Consider the following 17,642-nt stretch of genomic DNA (forward strand, 5'->3'; position numbering starts at 1 on the left):
GCACGGAAATGGTTATGCCTGGCGACAACGTCACGGTTGCCGTTGAGCTGATCGTTCCGATCGCGATGGAAGAAAAGCTGCGCTTCGCTATCCGCGAAGGTGGCCGTACCGTCGGCGCCGGCATCGTTGCTTCGATCGTCGAGTAATCTCAGGATTATTTCGCTTCAAAAAGGCCCCGCTGGAAACAGCGGGGCTTTTCGTTTTGAGCCCGACGCAGGACGCCGGCGATGAACTCGCTCTTTCCGCTGGCGTAGATGTCCCAATTGCCTCTTGCCTGGATGATCAGTTTCCGTTTGAGCAGTTCGTACTGTCGCGCGACTCCCGTGTGTCGGCGCAGGTAGTCGCGAAACAGGATGCGCGCTTGATGCGCGTGGTTGTCAGGCCCGCATATATAGAGGCGGGTACCATAGGGCGCCCCGCTCATGGTGAGTGTCCATAGGCCATTGCCGTAGGGATCTCCGTGGAAGTGATAGCCGGCCGTAGCCGCGCTTTCGAGCGCTACCGGAATGTCGCCTTCAGATTGAAGGACGGCGTCGATATCTATCTTCGGCTTGGCCGCCAGTCCGGGTACGGCTGTGCTGCCAACGTGTTGAATGTCGGCAATGAGTGGCGCCAGGAGGCCTGCGATGACGCGGCGACGCGCTGCAAAATCCTCTGGCCAGAACGGATCATATTCAACCAGGCGGATATCAGTCATAGGTTTGCCTTGTCGCACTCGACCGATTCGCAATCCTATCTGTTGGCTTCGAAACGGTGCTCGAAAATCGCAGAGGAGGAGGTGGCATCATTGAAAACAATGCGTTTTCGCTAGGTCATATGGCGGGCGAGCGGCCGTCTGGGCGGAGGGGGGAAGACTTGATTGAGGATTTTTGCTCTTTTCCGTCAAAGACGCTTGTCATCGCCCGATAAACTGAATAATAAGCCGCTGACTTGATGCGCTGACCGGTTCGAGAATGACCGGCTGAAGCGATCTAGGGGTATAGCTCAGTTGGTAGAGCGGCGGTCTCCAAAACCGCAGGTCGTCGGTTCAAGCCCGGCTGCCCCTGCCATTGCCTTCGCCTTTGCAAGCGGCTCAAAGCCGGGTAAGGTGGAAGGAGGTCGGATAAGCCGACCATCGAAATTCACAGAAAAGACCGAATGCCTCTTGTGATTTGTAGAATCGGTCTTTATGTAGGGTCCAAACAGACACGCGGTGCGTGGGGCTGAATCATCGGCTTTACGCGCCGTAATGGCGTGAGCATTACATGGCATCCAAAACGAATCCGTTTACGTTTCTGCAGCAGGTTCGCTCAGAGGCGTCGAAAGTAACTTGGCCATCCAGGCGCGAGACGATGATCTCGACGCTGATGGTTTTTGTCATGGTCTTTTTTGCCGCTGCCTTCTTCTTTGCTGCGGACCAGTTGATGGGTTGGCTGATTGGCCTAGTCCTCAACGCTGGCGCTTGATTGGGTGGAGGGTAGTATGGCTGCACGCTGGTATATTGTTCACGCCTATTCGAATTTCGAAAAGAAGGTAGCTGAATCGATCGAGGAAAAGGCCAAGCAAAAAGGTCTTTCGCATCTGTTCGAGAAGATCCTTGTTCCGACCGAAAAGGTTGTCGAGATTCGCCGCGGCCGCAAGGTTGATGCCGAGCGCAAGTTTTTCCCGGGTTACGTCCTGGTGCGCGCCAACCTGACGGATGAGGCCTTTCACCTCATCAAGAACACGCCGAAGGTCACCGGTTTCCTCGGGACCGACAGCAAGCCGGTTCCGATTCCGGATCATGAAGCCGATCGTATCCTCGGCCAGGTCCAGGATGGCGTCGAGCGTCCGAAGCCGTCCGTCTCCTTTGAGATCGGCGAGCAGGTTCGCGTCTCGGATGGTCCGTTCGCCTCGTTCAACGGCATCGTTCAGGATGTCGACGAGGAGCGGTCGCGCCTGAAGGTCGAGGTTTCGATCTTCGGTCGTGCGACCCCGGTCGAACTGGAATACGGCCAGGTCGAGAAGGTCTGAGAAGATCAAAAGAGATTGGGCAAGTCGTTTAGGCCTGCCCTGGCGGAGAAATCCGCATGCGCGTGGAAGGACGTCGGCCTTAGCCGGGACGAAGGGTCCGCACCACGCAACCGCAGCCGCCGATCCCTGATCGGCTACATGCCGGGAAACCGGCGCAACAGTTCCTCGTTTCGATCCGTCGCGATGAGGCAATGAGAGGCAGAGAGAAATGGCTAAGAAAGTTGCAGGCCAGCTCAAGCTGCAGGTGAAGGCAGGGTCGGCCAATCCGTCCCCGCCGATCGGTCCTGCACTCGGTCAGCGTGGCATTAACATCATGGAATTCTGCAAGGCGTTCAATGCCGCCACGCAGGAAATGGAAAAGGGTATGCCGATCCCGGTCGTCATCACCTATTACCAGGACAAGTCGTTCACCTTCGTCATGAAGCAGCCGCCGGTCAGCTACTTCCTGAAGCGTGAATCGAAGATCACGTCCGGTTCGAAGACCCCAGGTAAGGCCAAGGCTGGCTCGATCACCAAGGCTCAGATCCGCACGATCGCAGAGGCCAAGATGAAGGACCTCAACGCGGCCGATATCGAAGGCGCAATGGCAATGGTCGAGGGCTCTGCCCGCTCCATGGGCCTGGAAGTGGCGGGCTAAGACCATGGCGAAGATTGCAAAGCGTGTACAGAAGTCCCGCGAGGGCATCGACCCGACGAAGATCTACGGCCTCACCGAAGCCGTATCGCTGGTCAAGGAACGTGCAACTGCCAAGTTCGACGAGACTGTTGAAGTCGCGATGAACCTTGGCGTTGACCCGCGCCACGCCGACCAGATGGTTCGCGGCGTCGTCAACCTGCCGAACGGCACGGGCCGCACGGTTCGTGTTGCCGTGTTCGCACGTGGTGCCAAGGCTGATGAAGCCAAGGCTGCCGGTGCAGACATCGTCGGCGCTGAAGAGCTCGTCGAAATCGTTCAGGGCGGCAAGATCGACTTCGATCGTTGCATCGCGACCCCGGACATGATGCCGCTCGTCGGCCGCCTCGGTAAGGTTCTCGGCCCGCGCGGCATGATGCCGAACCCGAAGGTCGGAACGGTCACCATGGACGTTGCCGGTGCCGTCAAGGCATCCAAGGGCGGCGCCGTCGAATTCCGCGTCGAGAAGGCTGGTATCATCCACGCCGGCATCGGCAAGGCTTCGTTCGACGCCAAGGCTTTGGAAGAAAACATCCGCGCCTTCGCTGACGCGGTCGTCAAGGCGAAGCCTGCTGGCGCCAAGGGCAACTACGTCAAGCGCGTAGCGATTTCGTCGACCATGGGCCCGGGCCTGAAGATCGACCCGGCAACGCTCAGCGTCGCCTAATGAATTTCGGGCTTCGGCCCGAGCAATAATTTCCGGCCCTTCGGGGCCGGAAATCCGGATCTCGATCCGGAACTCCTGTCCGAGATTGCGGGTGGTTTTACCTTAATCACTTCGGCCTGCATGAGACGGGTAAGATCTGAATTTCACGATGACGCCGGAGGCGTCGAAATTCGGTTCGAGCCTCGCTTGCCTTGTGTCAGACCCGGCTTTCCGGGAACGCCAAGGGACAGGATCCTCAAGCGTTACTTGGGATCTTTTTTGAGATCCCTGGTGACAAAGGCAAACCCGGCAGGGGCTGCAGTTCATGCAACCCTGTCAACTGGAGACAGACAGTGGAAAGAGCGGAAAAACGCGAATTCGTCACGGAGCTGAACGAAGTCTTCAAGGCTTCCGGTTCGGTTGTCGTGGCCCACTATGCTGGTGTCACAGTTGCGCAGATGAACGACTTCCGTTCGAAGATGCGCGCTGCTGGCGGCACCGTCAAAGTCGCGAAAAACCGCCTGGCCAAGATCGCTCTTCAGGGCACCGAGTCGGAAGGGATGACAAATCTCTTCAAGGGTCAGACGCTGATCGCATTCAGCCAAGACCCGATCACGGCTCCTAAGGTCGTCATGGATTTCGCCAAGACCAACGACAAGCTCGTTGTTCTCGGTGGTTCCATGGGAACAACCACGCTCACCGCCGAAGCAGTCAAGTCGCTTGCGACCCTGCCTTCGCTGGACGAGCTGCGCGCAAAGCTGCTGGGCCTTCTCAATGCCCCGGCAACCCGCGTTGCTACGGTTGTTGCAGCACCGGCAAGCCAGCTTGCCCGCGTGTTCGCCGCCTATGCCAAGAAGGACGAAGCCGCCTAAGGCGGATTTTCGCTGTTGTATTTAAAACCAGTTCGAACCGAACAAAAGGAAAAGTAAAATGGCTGATCTCGCAAAGATCGTTGAAGACCTCTCCTCGCTGACCGTCCTGGAAGCTGCTGAGCTTTCCAAGCTGCTCGAAGAGAAGTGGGGCGTTTCTGCAGCTGCTCCGGTAGCTGTTGCTGCTGCTGGCGGCGCCGGTGCTGCTGCTCCGGTCGAAGAAGAAAAGACCGAATTTGACGTTATCCTCGTTGACGCTGGCGCCAACAAGATCAACGTCATCAAGGAAGTCCGCGCCATCACCGGTCTCGGCCTCAAGGAAGCCAAGGACCTGGTCGAAGGCGCTCCGAAGCCGGTCAAGGAAGCCGTTTCGAAGGCTGAAGCTGCTGACCTCAAGAAGAAGCTCGAAGACGCTGGCGCCAAGGTTGACGTCAAGTAATTCGGCATTTTGCAAGGGGAGGTGGCCATTTCGGCCGCCTCTCTTTGACCGTTTTTAGAACATATTACCAAAGCCTGTCGCAAACGGCTTTTGGGTAATGGGTTCTTCAAGAGGATGGTCTCGAACGGAATTCAGCACAGCAATCCGCGCTGGGCGTTTTCCGCAAGTTAGACGAGATTGAACTACTCATTGATTGACGGGGTCGACTGGCCATCGGTTCCCGTCCGTTGCAGGCCCGGATGCAAGATTGACAAGGAGCGACGATGGCTCAGACCCTTTCGTTTAACGGTCGCAGGCGCGTACGCAAGTTTTTTGGTAAAATTCCAGAAGTCGCAGAAATGCCGAACCTCATCGAGGTTCAGAAGGCATCCTACGACCAGTTTCTTATGGTTGAAGAGCCCAAGGGCGGACGCCCTGATGAGGGCCTTCAAGCCGTTTTCAAATCGGTTTTCCCGATCAAGGATTTCTCCGGCGCTTCGATGCTCGAGTTCGTGTCCTACGAATTTGAACAGCCGAAGTTCGACGTCGAAGAATGCCGTCAGCGCGATCTGACCTACGCAGCACCGCTCAAGGTGACCCTGCGCCTGATCGTGTTCGATATTGACGAGGATACCGGCGCGAAGTCGATCAAGGACATCAAGGAACAGAACGTCTACATGGGCGATATGCCGCTCATGACCGACAACGGTACCTTCATCGTCAATGGCACCGAGCGCGTTATCGTTTCGCAGATGCACCGCTCTCCGGGCGTGTTCTTCGACCATGACAAGGGCAAGAGCCACTCTTCCGGCAAGCTGCTCTTCGCTGCCCGCGTGATCCCGTATCGCGGTTCCTGGCTCGACATCGAGTTCGATGCCAAGGATATCGTCCACGCCCGTATCGACCGCCGCCGCAAGATCCCCGTGTCTTCGCTTTTGATGGCGCTCGGCATGGACGGCGAGGAGATCCTCGACACCTTCTACACGAAGTCGCTCTACCAGCGCGACGGCGCTGGCTGGCGCGTGCCGTTCCAGCCGGATGCGCTGAAGGGCCAGAAGGCGATCACCGAGATGGTCGACGCCGATACCGGCGAAGTGGTTGTCGAAGCTGGCAAGAAGCTGACGCCGCGCCTGCTGCGCCAGTTGCAGGACAAGGGTCTCAAGGCCCTGAAAGCGACCGATGACGACCTCTATGGCAACTACCTTGCCGAAGACATCGTCAACTTCTCGACCGGTGAAATCTACCTCGAAGCAGGCGACGAGATCGACGAGAAGACGCTTCCCGTCATTCTGTCGGCCGGCTTCGACGAAATCCCGGTTCTCGACATCGACCATATCAATGTCGGCGCCTACATCCGCAACACGCTGACCGTAGACAAGAACGAGAACCGTCAGGATGCTCTGTTCGATATCTACCGCGTAATGCGTCCGGGCGAACCGCCGACCATGGATTCTGCGGAAGCCATGTTCAACACGTTGTTCTTCGATGCCGAGCGTTACGACCTCTCGGCCGTCGGTCGCGTGAAGATGAACATGCGTCTCGACCTTGAAGTGGCTGATACCGTTCGTATCCTGCGCAAGGAAGACATCCTGGCTGTCGTCAAGATGCTGGTCGAGCTGCGTGACGGCAAGGGCGAAATCGACGACATTGACAACCTCGGCAACCGCCGTGTTCGTTCTGTCGGCGAACTGATGGAAAACCAGTACCGCCTTGGTCTGTTGCGCATGGAGCGCGCGATCAAGGAACGCATGTCGTCGATCGAAATCGATACCGTCATGCCGCAGGACCTGATCAACGCCAAGCCGGCTGCCGCCGCCGTCCGCGAATTCTTCGGCTCCTCGCAGCTGTCGCAGTTCATGGACCAGGTGAACCCGCTTTCGGAAATCACCCACAAGCGCCGTCTTTCGGCACTTGGCCCGGGTGGTCTGACCCGCGAGCGCGCAGGCTTCGAAGTCCGTGACGTTCACCCGACGCACTACGGCCGTATCTGCCCGATTGAAACGCCGGAAGGCCCGAACATCGGTCTGATCAACTCGCTTGCAACCTTTGCCCGCGTCAACAAGTACGGCTTCATCGAAAGCCCGTACCGTAAGATCGTTGACGGCAAGGTGACGAACGACGTCGTTTATCTCTCCGCAATGGAAGAAGCGAAGTACCACGTCGCCCAGGCAAACTCGGTTCTCGATAGCGATGGTGCGTTCTCGGAAGAGTTCGTCGTTTGCCGTCATGCCGGCGAAGTTATGCTGGCACCGCGTGACAACATCAACCTGATGGACGTTTCGCCGAAGCAGCTCGTTTCGGTCGCCGCGGCGCTCATCCCGTTCCTGGAGAACGACGACGCCAACCGCGCACTGATGGGCTCGAACATGCAGCGTCAGGCCGTGCCTCTGCTGCGCGCCGAAGCTCCGTTCGTCGGTACCGGCATGGAACCGGTCGTTGCCCGCGACTCCGGCGCTGCCATTGCAGCCCGTCGTGGCGGTGTCGTCGACCAGGTCGATGCGACCCGTATCGTTATCCGCGCCACCGAAGACCTCGATCCGTCGAAGTCGGGCGTCGATATCTACCGTCTGCAGAAGTTCCAGCGTTCGAACCAGAACACCTGCGTCAACCAGCGCCCGCTGGTCACCGTCGGTGACGTTCTGAACAAGGGCGACATCATTGCTGATGGTCCGTCGACCGATCTCGGCGATCTGGCACTCGGCCGCAACGCGCTCGTCGCGTTCATGCCGTGGAACGGCTACAACTACGAAGACTCGATCCTGTTGTCCGAGCGCATCGTGCGTGACGACGTGTTCACCTCCATCCACATCGAAGAATTCGAAGTGATGGCGCGTGACACCAAGCTGGGTCCGGAAGAAATTACCCGCGACATTCCGAACGTTTCGGAAGAAGCGCTGCGTAATCTCGACGAAGCCGGCATCGTCTACATCGGTGCTGAGGTTCAGCCGGGCGATATCCTGGTCGGCAAGATCACGCCGAAGGGCGAAAGCCCGATGACGCCGGAAGAAAAGCTTCTGCGCGCCATCTTCGGTGAAAAGGCTTCCGACGTGCGCGACACGTCCATGCGCATGCCCCCGGGCACGTTCGGCACCGTCGTCGAAGTTCGCGTCTTCAATCGCCACGGCGTTGAGAAGGACGAGCGCGCGATGGCGATCGAGCGCGAGGAAATCGAACGACTGGCCAAGGACCGCGACGACGAACAGGCGATCCTCGATCGTAACGTCTACGCACGTCTCGTCGACATGCTGCGCGGTCACACCGCGGTTGCAGGTCCGAAGGGCTTCAAGAAGGGCACTGAGCTGTCCAACCTCGTCGTCAGCGAATATCCCCGCTCGCAGTGGTGGATGTTTGCCATCGAAGACGAGAAGGCTCAGGGCGAGATCGAAGCGCTTCGCGCCCAGTACGACGAATCCAAGTCGCGCCTTGAACAGCGCTTCATGGACAAGGTCGAAAAGGTCCAGCGCGGCGACGAAATGCCTCCGGGCGTCATGAAGATGGTCAAGGTCTTCGTCGCTGTTAAGCGCAAGATCCAGCCGGGCGACAAGATGGCCGGCCGTCACGGCAACAAGGGTGTCGTGTCGCGTATCGTGCCGATCGAAGACATGCCGTTCCTGGAAGATGGTACGCACGTCGACGTCGTTCTGAACCCGCTCGGCGTGCCTTCGCGCATGAACGTCGGCCAGATCCTCGAAACCCATCTTGGCTGGGCTTGCGCCGGCATGGGCAAGAAGATCGGCGCGATGCTCGATGCCTACAAGGCAGGTGCCGATATCCAGCCGCTGCGCGACACCATCGACAGCGTCATCGGGTCGGGCCCGAAGGGTGAGCCGATCAAGCAGTACGACGACGAGTCGATCGTACGGCTTGCCGAGCAGACCCGTCGTGGCGTTTCGATCGCGACGCCGGTCTTCGACGGTGCTGTCGAAGCTGACGTCAACGAGATGCTGGAGCAGGCGGGCCTGAAGGTAACCGGTCAGTCGACGCTTTATGATGGCCGTACCGGCGATCAATTCGACCGCCAGGTGACCGTCGGCTACATCTACATGCTGAAGCTGAACCACCTTGTCGACGACAAGATCCACGCCCGTTCGATCGGTCCTTACTCGCTCGTCACCCAGCAGCCGCTGGGCGGCAAGGCGCAGTTCGGCGGTCAGCGCTTCGGGGAAATGGAAGTCTGGGCGCTCGAAGCCTACGGCGCCGCCTACACCCTGCAGGAAATGCTGACGGTGAAGTCGGACGACGTGGCCGGTCGTACGAAGGTCTACGAAGCGATCGTCCGTGGCGACGATACCTTCGAAGCGGGCATTCCCGAGAGCTTCAACGTTCTCGTCAAGGAAATGCGCTCGCTGGGCCTCTCGGTCGAACTCGAGAACACCAAGGTCGACGAACTCGGTGCAGCGCAGCTGCCTGACGCAGCCGAATAAGAAACATCAAGGTGCGTGCCGCGTCGCGGCGCGCACCGCTTCCTCCGCAAGGCTTCATTGGCAAGCGAGAGGAACGGGGCCGCATCAAATGCGGTTTTAGCTGTTTATGGGGCAGAGGGGCCGGCGCCCGGGATTTGTCGGCACTCTCGCCAAGCTCAGGGCGTTAAGCCCGTAAAGGAGACAGGCATGAACCAAGAGGTCATGAATCTTTTCAATCCGCAGGTGCCTGCACAGACTTTCGATTCCATCCGGATTTCGATCGCCTCGCCGGAGAAGATTCTTTCCTGGTCTTACGGTGAGATCAAGAAGCCGGAGACGATCAACTATCGTACGTTCAAGCCGGAACGTGACGGTCTCTTCTGCGCTCGTATCTTCGGTCCGATCAAGGATTACGAATGCCTGTGCGGCAAGTACAAGCGCATGAAGTACAAGGGCATCATCTGCGAAAAGTGCGGCGTTGAAGTTACGCTGTCGCGCGTTCGCCGTGAGCGCATGGGCCATATTGAGCTCGCCGCTCCCGTTGCCCACATCTGGTTCCTGAAGTCGCTGCCGAGCCGCATTTCGACGCTGCTCGACATGACGCTGAAGGATGTCGAGCGCGTTCTCTACTTCGAGAACTACATCGTCACCGAGCCCGGTCTGACGTCGCTGAAGGAAAACCAGCTCCTCAGCGAAGAAGACTACATGCTCGCCGTCGACGAGTTCGGCGAAGATCAGTTCACCGCGATGATCGGTGCTGAAGCGATCTATGAAATGCTCGCTTCGATGAACCTCGAGAAGATCGCTGGCGATCTGCGTTCGGATCTGGCCGAGACCACCTCGGATCTGAAGCAGAAGAAGCTGATGAAGCGGTTGAAGATCGTCGAGAACTTCATGGATTCCGGCAATCGCCCGGAATGGATGATCATGAAGGTCGTTCCGGTGATCCCGCCGGACCTGCGCCCGCTCGTGCCGCTCGACGGCGGCCGTTTCGCGACGTCGGATCTGAACGATCTCTATCGCCGCGTGATCAACCGTAACAACCGTCTGAAGCGTCTGATCGAACTGCGCGCTCCAGGCATCATCATCCGCAACGAAAAGCGCATGCTGCAGGAATCTGTGGACGCGCTGTTCGACAACGGCCGTCGCGGTCGCGTCATCACCGGCGCCAACAAGCGTCCGCTGAAGTCGCTGTCCGACATGCTCAAGGGCAAGCAGGGCCGCTTCCGTCAGAACCTGCTCGGCAAGCGCGTCGACTACTCCGGCCGCTCGGTTATCGTGACCGGTCCGGAGCTGAAGCTGCACCAGTGCGGTCTTCCGAAGAAGATGGCGCTCGAGCTGTTCAAGCCGTTCATCTACGCTCGCCTCGACGCCAAGGGTTATTCCTCGACCGTCAAGCAGGCCAAGAAGCTCGTCGAAAAGGAAAAGCCGGAAGTCTGGGATATCCTGGACGAGGTCATCCGCGAGCATCCGGTTCTGTTGAACCGCGCACCGACGCTGCACCGCCTGGGCATCCAGGCCTTCGAACCGACCCTGGTCGAAGGCAAGGCCATCCAGCTGCACCCGCTCGTCTGCACGGCCTTCAACGCCGACTTCGACGGCGACCAGATGGCCGTTCACGTGCCGCTGTCGCTCGAAGCGCAGCTCGAAGCACGCGTGCTGATGATGTCGACGAACAACATTCTGCACCCGGCTAACGGCGCGCCGATCATCGTTCCGTCGCAGGACATGGTTCTGGGTCTCTACTATCTGTCGATCCTGAACCAGAACGAGCCCGGCGAAGGCATGGCGTTTTCTGACATGGGCGAGCTGCATCACGCGCTCGAAACCAAGTCCGTGACACTGCACGCCAAGATCCGTGGCCGTTTCAAGACCGTCGATGCCGAGGGCAACCCGGTTTCGAAGATCTACGAAACCACGCCTGGCCGCATGATCATCGGTGAACTGTTGCCGCGCAACGTCAACGTGCCGTTCGAGACCTGCAACCAGGAAATGACCAAGAAGAACATCTCCAAGATGATCGACACGGTCTACCGTCACTGCGGTCAGAAAGACACGGTCATCTTCTGCGACCGCATCATGCAGCTCGGCTTTGCCCATGCTTGCCGCGCCGGCATTTCGTTCGGCAAGGACGACATGGTCATTCCGGACACCAAGGTGAAGATCGTCGGCGATACTGAAGCGCTCGTGAAGGAATACGAGCAGCAGTATAATGACGGCCTCATCACCCAGGGCGAAAAGTACAACAAGGTCGTTGACGCCTGGGGCAAGGCTACCGAGAAGGTCGCCGACGAAATGATGGCCCGCATTAAGGCTGTGGAGTTTGACGACAACGGCCGTCAGAAGCCGATGAACTCGATCTACATGATGTCGCACTCCGGCGCCCGTGGTTCTCCGAACCAGATGCGTCAGCTGGGCGGCATGCGCGGCCTGATGGCCAAGCCGTCGGGTGAAATCATCGAGACGCCGATCATCTCGAACTTCAAGGAAGGTCTGACCGTTAACGAGTACTTCAACTCGACCCACGGTGCCCGTAAGGGTCTGGCCGACACCGCCTTGAAGACCGCGAACTCGGGCTACCTGACGCGTCGTCTCGTCGACGTGGCGCAGGATTGCATCGTCAACTCCGTCGATTGCGGCACCGAGAATGGCCTCACCATGACGGCGATCGTCGATGCCGGTCAGGTTGTGGCTTCGCTTGGCGCTCGTATTCTTGGCCGTACGGCTCTGGACGACATCGATCACCCGGTCACGGGCGTTCGTCTCGTCGACGCCGGCCGGATGATCCTGGAACCCGACGTCATCGAGATCGAAAAGGCTGGTATCCAGTCGATCCGCATCCGTTCGGCGCTGACCTGCGAAATCCAGACGGGCGTTTGCGGCGTCTGCTACGGCCGCGACCTGGCACGTGGTACGCCGGTCAACATGGGCGAAGCGGTTGGCGTTATCGCTGCACAGTCGATCGGTGAACCGGGCACCCAGCTCACCATGCGTACCTTCCACTTGGGCGGTACGGCGACCGTGGTCGACCAGTCGTTCCTGGAAGCGTCCTACGAAGGCACGGTACAGATCAAGAACCGCAACATGCTGCGCAACTCTGACGGCATCCTTGTCGCCATGGGTCGTAACATGGCCGTCCAGATCCTCGACGAACGTGGTGTCGAGCGCTCCTCGCAGCGTGTCGCCTACGGTTCGAAGATCTTCGTCGACGATGGTGACAAGGTGAAGCGCGGTCAGCGTCTTGCCGAGTGGGACCCCTACACCCGTCCGATGATGACGGAAGTGGAAGGTACCGTTCACTTCGAAGACGTCGTCGACGGCATCTCCGTGCTCGAAGCGACCGACGAGTCCACCGGCATCACCAAGCGTCAGGTTATCGATTGGCGTTCGACGCCGCGCGGTACCGACCTGAAGCCGGCGATCGTCATCAAGGACAAGAACGGCGCGGTCCTGAAGCTGTCGCGTGGTGGTGACGCCCGCTTCATGCTTTCGGTTGACGCCATTCTCTCGGTTGAACCGGGCACGAAGGTTTCCCAGGGTGACGTGCTGGCACGTTCGCCGCTGGAAAGCGCCAAGACCAAGGATATCACCGGTGGTCTGCCGCGCGTTGCCGAACTGTTCGAAGCACGTCGTCCGAAGGATCACGCCGTCATCGCTGAGATCGATGGTACGATCCGCTTCGGCCGCGACTACAAGAACAAGCGTCGCGTTCTGATCGAGCCTGCTGAAGACGGTGTTGAGCCGGTCGAATACCTGATCCCGAAGGGCAAGCCCTTCCATCTTCAGGATGGCGACTACATCGAAAAGGGCGACTACATCCTCGACGGCAACCCGGCGCCGCACGACATCCTGGCGATCAAGGGAGTGGAAGCACTCGCTTCCTACCTGGTCAACGAAATCCAGGAAGTCTACCGACTGCAGGGCGTTGTGATCAACGACAAGCACATCGAAGTCATCGTTCGTCAGATGCTGCAGAAGGTGGAAATCACCGATGCCGGCGACTCGACCTACATCGTCGGTGACAATGTCGATCGCATCGAGCTCGAAGACGTCAACGACGGCCTGATCGAACAGGGCAAGAAGCCGGCATACGGCGATCCGGTCCTGCTCGGCATCACCAAGGCCTCGCTGCAGACACCGTCGTTCATCTCGGCGGCGTCGTTCCAGGAAACCACCAAGGTGCTGACCGAAGCGGCGATCGCCGGCAAGGTCGACGGCCTGCAGGGTCTGAAGGAAAACGTCATCGTCGGCCGTCTGATCCCGGCTGGTACCGGCGGAACGATGACGCAGATCCGCCGCATCGCGACGGCGCGCGACGAGATGATTCTCGAAGAGCGTCGCAAGGGTACGGGCGCAGATGTTGCCACCCCGATGCTCGCCGATCTCGCGAAGGAAAACGCAGCGGCCGAATAATGGGAGGAGGGCGTTCTCGCCCTCGTTTCCTCAAATCAGAAAAGCCGCCCGGAGCGATCCGGGCGGCTTTTTCATTGTGGTAGGCTGGAAGGGGAGGCGACGTTGGGGCGTCGACGGCCTCAGCTGAAACGGATGATCGCAACTTCGCCTTCGAGGGCGCCCTGGTAGGCCGAGGCATGCGGCTCCTCGTTCGGCACGTCTGTCAGTGTGCCGATCTGATCGAGGTCGGCCTCCAGGAAGCCTTCCTCGGCGAGCGCGTTCAGCGCCTCGCGCACGGCCGTATCGTCGTCGGGTGCGCGCAACATCACGTGAATGTCCACGCCTTCGTCGTCTCCGTCGGTCTCATAGGCCTTGCCGATGATGATGAAGACCATCGGCTCGTCCGGTGCATTGTCGTTGTCAGGCGTGACGCTCATTGAATATCCTTTCGAGTGCGCGGCCGACTTTAGCGCCCTTTTCAGTGCAGCGCGAAAGAAATAGCTGCGAGGCCACAGGCTTTGGCGACTCGGCAGAATCATGGCGGTGGAAAACCGTCACAAACTGGTTGCCGATTCCTTAACCCTGTTCGAAGCTGTCTGTGTTCAAGTGCAGACAGGGTCGCCAGGACCCACCCCGACACCCGCCAAAGCCTTGTTTTCCGGGCATGGCGGGTCTGTTGGCGGGAGAATATTTGTTAATTGCCCTTGACTGTCGGCCTTGAAATCAGTACACCCCGCCGCATCGGAGCCCATGTGAGGCTGGCTGGTTCGGAACGTCGCGTTCTGGAGTTCGCCTCAAACAAGGTTCGAAACGCACGCTGACTACAAAAAATGCTGCACGCATGACGCGCGAAATGCTGTGTCCTCTGCTTTTTGTAGGGCCATCCGCGACAAAGCGGATCGGTCCTCGTTTGCGCATTTTACAGGTGTCCGTATCGCCGGAGACGGCAACGATCCGCCCGCAAGGGTAACGAGACAAGATTTTGCAAGGGATGGTTACATGCCTACCGTAAACCAGCTGATCCGCAAGCCGCGTCAGGCACAGGTAAAGCGCAACAAGGTTCCTGCTCTGCAGGAAAACCCGCAGAAGCGTGGTGTTTGCACCCGCGTCTACACGACGACCCCGAAGAAGCCGAACTCGGCTCTGCGTAAGGTTGCCAAGATTCGCCTGACCAACGGTTTCGAGGTCATCGGCTATATCCCGGGTGAAGGTCACAACCTTCAGGAACACTCGGTTGTCATGATCCGCGGCGGCCGCGTAAAGGACCTTCCGGGTGTCCGTTACCACATCATCCGTGGCGTTCTCGATACGCAGGGTGTCAAGAACCGCAAGCAGCGCCGCTCCAAGTATGGTGCGAAGCGTCCGAAGTAATTTCGGGTTTCACGAATTCGGCGCTGCGCGAGGTTCTCCGCGTGTTAAGGCGCCAGTCAACAGTTGAGAGACAAAACGTATGTCACGTCGTCACAGTGCAGAAAAGCGCGAGATCAACCCGGATCCGAAGTTCGGCGATCTGGTTGTCACCAAGTTCATGAACGCCATCATGCTTCATGGTAAGAAGTCGGTTGCTGAAAGCATCGTTTACGGTGCCTTCGATGCCGTTCAGGGCAAGCTGAAGCAGGAGCCGATCGCCGTGTTCCATTCGGCCCTCGACAACATCGCTCCGCACGTCGAAGTCCGTTCGCGCCGCGTTGGTGGTGCAACCTACCAGGTTCCCGTCGACGTTCGTCCGGAACGCCGTCAGGCGCTCGCCATCCGCTGGCTGATTGCTGCTGCCCGCAAGCGCAACGAAACGACCATGGTTGATCGCCTCTGCGGCGAACTCATGGACGCTGCGAACAACCGTGGCAGCGCCGTCAAGAAGCGCGAAGACACGCACAAGATGGCCGACGCCAACCGTGCATTCTCGCACTACCGCTGGTAATCGACGACCAATTTCGAAAGGGAGTCCCTATGGCTCGCGAATACAAAATCGAAGACTACCGCAATTTCGGTATTATGGCGCACATCGACGCCGGCAAGACGACGACGACCGAACGTATTCTCTACTACACCGGTAAGTCCCATAAGATCGGCGAAGTCCACGACGGCGCCGCTACCATGGACTGGATGGAGCAGGAGCAGGAACGCGGCATCACTATCACGTCTGCTGCGACCACGACCTTCTGGAAGGGTCGTGATGGCAAGACCCGCCGCTTCAACATCATCGACACCCCCGGCCACGTTGACTTCACCATCGAAGTCGAGCGTTCGCTGCGCGTTCTCGACGGCGCCATCGCGCTGCTCGACGCCAACGCCGGTGTTGAGCCTCAGACGGAAACCGTCTGGCGTCAGGCTGAGAAGTACAACGTTCCGCGCATGATCTTCTGCAACAAGATGGACAAGACCGGCGCTGACTTCTACCGCTCTGTCTCGATGATCAAGTCGCGCCTCGGTGCGATCCCGGTCGTCATGCAGCTGCCGATCGGCGCTGAGACCGAGTTCAAGGGCGTCATCGACCTGATCGAGATGAACGCTCTCATCTGGCGCGACGAATCGCTCGGCGCCCAGTGGGACGTCGTCGAAATTCCTGATGACATGAAGGCAGAAGCGCAGAAGTACCGCGAACTTCTGATCGAGACCGTTGTCGAGATCGATGAAGCTGCGACTGAAGCGTATCTCGAAGGCAACCTGCCTGATAACGACCAGATCCGTGCGCTCGTTCGCCGCGGCACCATCGACGTGAAGTTCCACCCGATGTTCTGCGGCACCGCGTTCAAGAACAAGGGCGTTCAGCCGCTTCTCGACGCCGTTGTCGACTACCTGCCGTCGCCGATGGACATCCCGGCGATCAAGGGCATCGACGTCAAGACCGAAGCCGAGACCGAGCGCCACGCTGACGACAGCGAGCCGCTTTCGATGCTCGCCTTTAAGATCATGAACGACCCCTTCGTCGGTTCGCTCACCTTCGCCCGTATCTACTCCGGCAAGCTCGAAAAGGGCACGTCGGTCATGAACACGGTCAAGGAAAAGCGCGAGCGCGTCGGCCGTATGCTTCAGATGCATTCCAACAGCCGTGAAGACATCGAAGAAGCCTTTGCTGGCGACATCGTTGCTCTGGCTGGCCTCAAGGAAACCACCACTGGCGATACGCTCTGCGACCCGCTGAAGCCGGTTATCCTCGAGCGCATGGAATTCCCGGAGCCGGTTATCCAGATCGCGATCGAGCCGAAGACCAAGGGCGACCAGGAAAAGATGGGCCTCGCGCTCAACCGCCTGGCTGCAGAAGACCCGTCGTTCCGCGTCAAGACCGACGAAGAGTCCGGCCAGACGATCATCGCAGGCATGGGTGAACTCCACCTCGACATCCTGGTTGACCGCATGCGTCGCGAATTCAAGGTCGAAGCAACCGTCGGCGCGCCGCAGGTTGCCTACCGCGAAACCATCACGCGTCAGCACGAAGAAGACTACACGCACAAGAAGCAGTCCGGTGGTACCGGCCAGTTCGCGCGCGTCAAGATCGTCTTCGAACCGAACCCGGATGGCGAAGACTTCAAGTTCGAGTCCAAGATCGTTGGCGGTGCTGTTCCGAAGGAATACATCCCCGGCGTCCAGAAGGGCATCGAAAGCGTTCTGTCTTCGGGTCCGCTGGCTGGCTTCCCGATGCTGGGCGTCAAGGCGACGCTCATCGACGGTGCCTTCCACGACGTCGACTCGTCGGTTCTGGCGTTCGAAATCGCTTCGCGTGCCTGCTTCCGTGAAGCAGCCAAGAAGGCCGGCGCTCAGCTCCTCGAGCCGATGATGAAGGTCGAAGTCGTAACGCCGGAAGATTACGTCGGTGACGTTATCGGCGACCTGAACTCGCGCCGTGGCCAGATCCAGGGCCAGGAAGCACGCGGTGTTGCCGTCGTCATCAATGCGAACGTCCCGTTGGCGAACATGTTCAAGTACGTGGACAACCTGCGCTCGATGTCTCAGGGCCGCGCCCAGTACACGATGACCTTCGATCATTACTCGCCGGTCCCGTCGAACGTCGCACAGGAAATCCAGGCAAAGTATTCCGGTCAGAAGTGACCGGAATACCCTTTCGCTGAAAACAGATAGATAAGGTTTCCCCGACAGGGGACAGGAAACGGAGAGCCGAAAATGGCAAAGAGCAAATTTGAGCGCAACAAGCCGCACGTTAACATTGGCACGATTGGCCACGTTGACCATGGCAAGACGTCGCTGACTGCAGCGATCACGAAGTACTTCGGCGAGTACAAGGCGTACG

Annotated in this window: 14 protein-coding genes, 1 tRNA gene and 1 pseudogene; 14 read left to right on the plus strand and 2 right to left on the minus strand. The window is 59.0% G+C overall.

The genetic code is table 11. The features are described from left to right. A pseudogene (gene tuf, locus BKP54_RS34150) lies at window positions 1–146 on the plus strand (elongation factor Tu); the annotation flags it as partial. Window positions 147–154: 8 nt separating this feature from the next. Here tuf and BKP54_RS34155 read toward each other — a convergent pair. Further along, window positions 155–697 carry a GrpB family protein gene (locus BKP54_RS34155; RefSeq protein ID WP_025426652.1) on the minus strand — a complete coding sequence of 181 codons (543 nt, stop codon included), beginning with the start codon at window positions 695–697 and terminating at the stop codon, window positions 155–157. Window positions 698–973: 276 nt separating this feature from the next. Between BKP54_RS34155 and BKP54_RS34160 the strand changes: the two genes are divergently transcribed. From BKP54_RS34160 to rpoC, 9 genes are all read left to right on the plus strand, one after another. Continuing rightward, window positions 974–1,049 (plus strand) — tRNA-Trp (locus BKP54_RS34160). A gap of 195 nt (window positions 1,050–1,244) precedes the next feature. Continuing rightward, window positions 1,245–1,445 carry a preprotein translocase subunit SecE gene (gene secE / locus BKP54_RS34165; RefSeq protein ID WP_025426653.1) on the plus strand — a complete coding sequence of 67 codons (201 nt, stop codon included), beginning with the start codon at window positions 1,245–1,247 and terminating at the stop codon, window positions 1,443–1,445. A 16-nt stretch (window positions 1,446–1,461) separates the two neighbouring features. Beyond that, the gene (gene nusG / locus BKP54_RS34170) at window positions 1,462–1,992 is read left to right on the plus strand and encodes a transcription termination/antitermination protein NusG (RefSeq protein WP_025426654.1); all 531 of its coding nucleotides are present in this window, start codon (window positions 1,462–1,464) and stop codon (window positions 1,990–1,992) included. A 208-nt stretch (window positions 1,993–2,200) separates the two neighbouring features. Then, on the plus strand, window positions 2,201–2,629 hold the full coding sequence (gene rplK, locus BKP54_RS34175) for a 50S ribosomal protein L11 (RefSeq protein WP_025426655.1): 429 nt from the start codon (window positions 2,201–2,203) through the stop codon (window positions 2,627–2,629). A gap of 4 nt (window positions 2,630–2,633) precedes the next feature. Next, window positions 2,634–3,332 (plus strand): 50S ribosomal protein L1, encoded by a 699-nt coding sequence (gene rplA / locus BKP54_RS34180; RefSeq protein WP_025426656.1) that lies wholly within the window; start codon window positions 2,634–2,636, stop codon window positions 3,330–3,332. A 332-nt stretch (window positions 3,333–3,664) separates the two neighbouring features. Then, the gene (gene rplJ / locus BKP54_RS34185; RefSeq protein WP_025426657.1) at window positions 3,665–4,183 is read left to right on the plus strand and encodes a 50S ribosomal protein L10; all 519 of its coding nucleotides are present in this window, start codon (window positions 3,665–3,667) and stop codon (window positions 4,181–4,183) included. A gap of 58 nt (window positions 4,184–4,241) precedes the next feature. Then, a complete protein-coding gene (rplL, locus tag BKP54_RS34190) occupies window positions 4,242–4,619 on the plus strand; it encodes a 50S ribosomal protein L7/L12 (protein WP_025426658.1) in 378 nt (125 codons plus the stop codon). A gap of 263 nt (window positions 4,620–4,882) precedes the next feature. Further along, window positions 4,883–9,022 carry a DNA-directed RNA polymerase subunit beta gene (gene rpoB / locus BKP54_RS34195; RefSeq protein WP_025426659.1) on the plus strand — a complete coding sequence of 1,380 codons (4,140 nt, stop codon included), beginning with the start codon at window positions 4,883–4,885 and terminating at the stop codon, window positions 9,020–9,022. 186 nt (window positions 9,023–9,208) lie between these two features. Then, window positions 9,209–13,414, plus strand: a complete 4,206-nt coding sequence (rpoC, locus tag BKP54_RS34200; RefSeq protein WP_025426660.1) for a DNA-directed RNA polymerase subunit beta' — start codon at window positions 9,209–9,211, stop codon at window positions 13,412–13,414. Window positions 13,415–13,533: 119 nt separating this feature from the next. Here the strand turns inward: rpoC and BKP54_RS34205 are convergent, their stop codons facing one another. Then, window positions 13,534–13,830: a hypothetical protein gene (locus BKP54_RS34205; RefSeq protein ID WP_025426661.1), complete on the minus strand. Its 297-nt coding sequence runs from the start codon at window positions 13,828–13,830 to the stop codon at window positions 13,534–13,536. Window positions 13,831–14,392: 562 nt separating this feature from the next. Here BKP54_RS34205 and rpsL point away from each other — a divergent pair. The 4 genes from rpsL to BKP54_RS34225 form a co-directional block, all read left to right on the plus strand. Beyond that, entirely contained in the window at window positions 14,393–14,764 is a 372-nt protein-coding gene (rpsL, locus tag BKP54_RS34210; protein ID WP_003507760.1) for a 30S ribosomal protein S12, read from the plus strand. A gap of 79 nt (window positions 14,765–14,843) precedes the next feature. After that, complete coding sequence (rpsG, locus tag BKP54_RS34215) at window positions 14,844–15,314, plus strand: 30S ribosomal protein S7 (RefSeq protein WP_025426662.1); 471 nt, start codon at window positions 14,844–14,846, stop codon at window positions 15,312–15,314. 29 nt (window positions 15,315–15,343) lie between these two features. Next, the gene (gene fusA / locus BKP54_RS34220; protein WP_025426663.1) at window positions 15,344–17,443 is read left to right on the plus strand and encodes an elongation factor G; all 2,100 of its coding nucleotides are present in this window, start codon (window positions 15,344–15,346) and stop codon (window positions 17,441–17,443) included. A gap of 72 nt (window positions 17,444–17,515) precedes the next feature. Then, on the plus strand, window positions 17,516–17,642 hold a 127-nt coding region (locus BKP54_RS34225), incomplete at its 3' end, for a GTP-binding protein (RefSeq protein WP_244910400.1).

This window comes from Ensifer sp. 1H6 (assembly GCF_001976035.1).
Lineage (GTDB): Bacteria > Pseudomonadota > Alphaproteobacteria > Rhizobiales > Rhizobiaceae > Ensifer > Ensifer canadensis.